1 protein-coding gene is annotated in these 2,628 nt (G+C 66.1%); it reads left to right on the forward strand.

The window, feature by feature from the left end; genetic code table 11:
- Positions 1-197 precede the first annotated feature (197 nt).
- A complete protein-coding gene (locus QK287_RS18330) occupies positions 198-2,621 on the forward strand; it encodes an HAD-IC family P-type ATPase (RefSeq protein WP_282361122.1) in 2,424 nt (807 codons plus the stop codon).
- The last annotated feature ends 7 nt before the right edge of the window (positions 2,622-2,628 follow it).

A 2,628-nucleotide genomic window follows, 5' to 3' on the forward strand; every position in this document is an offset into this window, starting at 1 on the left:
CCCCCACACAAATCCACCCCCCACACCACCCCCACACCCCCAAAAACCCCGCCACCACACCAAAAACAGACGCCCCGCCAGGGGCCAACAGCCCACCTCGGCCAAACCCGCTACCTGTGTGCTCCGTCACCTCAAACCGGGGCACCTGCAGTTACGATCAGGAGATGATGGCAGAACACCGGCGCCAAGGACCAGGCATGCTCCATCGTCGTGTGTCCGGACCGGCCGCCAGTGGCCTCTCCCGTGGCGACGTAGCCTCCCGGATGAGCAGCGGCCTCGACAACCGTCTGCCGGACGCAACCAGCCGCAGCCTCTGGGAAATCGTCCGCGCAAACGTGCTGACCCTTTTCAATGCGATCGTGGGCACAAGCTTTATTCTCCTGCTCCTGCTGGGGAGCTGGCAGGACGCTCTTTTTGGGCTGGCTGCTGCCGGCAACGCCGTCATCGGTGTTGTGCAGGAGTATCGCGCCAAACGGTCCCTGGACCGCCTTGCCGTCCTCGAGGCCCCCCTGGCCCGGGTACTGCGCGACGGTACGGTGCAGGAGATCCCGACTGCCGACGTCGTACTTGACGATGTCCTGGTCCTGCGGGCCGGCGACCAGGTCACAGCCGATGCGTCAGTCCTTGAGAGCGGGGGGCTGGAGTCCGATGAATCCCTCCTCACCGGGGAGTCGGACCCCGTGGACAAGGACGCGGGGACTGAAGTACTCTCCGGCTCGATCATTGTCGCCGGACGCGGTACGGCGCGGGTGGTCCGGGTGGGCGCTGAGTCCTTTTCCAGCAGGCTCGCCGCCGATGCGAAGCGGTTCTCGCTGGTCAACTCTGAGATCCGCAACAGCCTCAACCGGATCCTGCGCTGGCTGACCTGGGCGCTGCTGCCGGTTGCCCTCATCGTTGCCAACGGTGAAATGCAGTCGAGGGGCGGCTGGGAAGCCGCCATCGCCAGTGGGGCCTGGACCTCCGCCCTGGTGGGGGTGATTGCAAGCGTCATCGCCATGGTTCCGCTGGGACTGGTGCTGCTATCGAGCGTTGCTTTCGCCGTCGGCGGCGTCCGGATGGCGGGCAACAAGGTTCTTATCCAGGAACTGGCCGCGGTCGAGGGCCTGGCGCGCGTTGATGTCCTCTGCCTGGACAAGACCGGGACACTCACCGAAGGCAGCATCATCTTCGACGGCGTTCACGAGCTGGCCGGATCCGCTGAACCCGGGTGGGAGCACGCCCTGGGCTGGTTCGCTGCGGATCCGGAGGCAAACGCGACGTCGCGCTGCCTGGAGTCGGATTTTGAGCACAACGGCGGAACGCCGGCGGTCTCGTCGGTCCCGTTCTCTTCCGCACGGAAGTGGAGTTCCGTGACGTTCGACGGCGGAGGGACAAGCCCGTGCTCCTGGATCCTGGGCGCCCCGGAAATTGTGCTGGCCGACAGCTCCGGCGGCGGCAGCGCGGCGCCGTCGACCGAGGACGCCCTGGGCAAGGCCGGACGGCTCGCCGCTTCCGGGTTGCGGACCGTCGTCCTGGCTTACGCGGACGGCACCGCCATGACTGCCAAGGACGCAACACTGCCGGCACGGGTGAAACCCGTCGTTGTGCTCACGTTTCGGGAACAGATCCGCGCCGATGCCCGACAGACGCTGGACTACTTCCGCAACGAGGGTGTTGAACTGAAGATCATCTCGGGGGACGATCCCCGGACGGTCGCTGCGATTGCGCGCTCCGTGGGCCTGGACGTCGGGGAGGGCTACGATGCCCGGCAGCTCCCCGACCACCCGGCGCTGCTGGAAGAGGTCATGGAGGGCAATAACGTCTTCGGCCGGGTCAGTCCAAAGCAGAAAAAGGATATGGTGGCAGCACTTCAGCGCCGCGGCCATACAGTCGCGATGACCGGCGACGGTGTCAACGACGTGCTGGCGCTAAAAGAGGCAGACCTTGGCATAGCAATGAACTCCGCCGCGCCTGCCACAAAGGCCGTGGCCCGGCTGGTGCTGCTGGACGGACGCTTCGACCGGCTGCCCGGTGTGGTGGCCGAGGGCCGCCGGGTGATCGCCAACGTTGAGCGTGTGTCGAAGTTGTTCCTCAGCAAGACGGCCTATTCGATCGCGATCGCGGTCGGCTTCGGCCTCCTTAATCTGCAGTTTCCCTTCCTGCCGCGACAATTGTCTTTCACCGACGGCCTCACGATCGGGATCCCCTCATTCTTTCTAGCGCTGATGGCCAATCGCCGCCGCTACCGGCCGGGGTTCCTTCGAAGGTCTTTGTCGTTCTCCATCCCCGCCGGACTCGTCGTCGCCGCCTCGCTGCTGGGCTTGAACCTGTACGCGGGTTCCCTCGGGGCTGCCGGGGCCGCTCCGGAGTCGCTGCAGTCGGCGTCGGTCCTTACCCTCGCGGTGATCGGGTTGTGGATTCTCGCGGTGGTCTCCCGCCCGCTCGATGCCAGGAAGCTGGCAGTGCTACTGGGGATGTGTGCCGGCCTAGTGCTCCTGCTCAACGTGCCACTGGCCCAGGACTTCTTCCACCTGGCCTTGCCTCCGGCCGACATGTTGTGGGCAGCCGTCATAGCCGCGGTTGGCGGCGGGCTGGCCGTCGAGCTCTTGGCGTGGATTGATGGGCGGCGGTTTCCCGGCTGAGCCGGGT

The organism is Arthrobacter sp. AL05, from assembly GCF_029960715.1.
Lineage (GTDB): Bacteria > Actinomycetota > Actinomycetes > Actinomycetales > Micrococcaceae > Arthrobacter.

Coding starts and splice junctions, on each gene's coding strand:
- QK287_RS18330 (WP_282361122.1), top strand. CDS start 198: ATGCTCCATCGTCGTGTGTCCGGACCGGCCGCCAGTGGCCTCTCCCGT.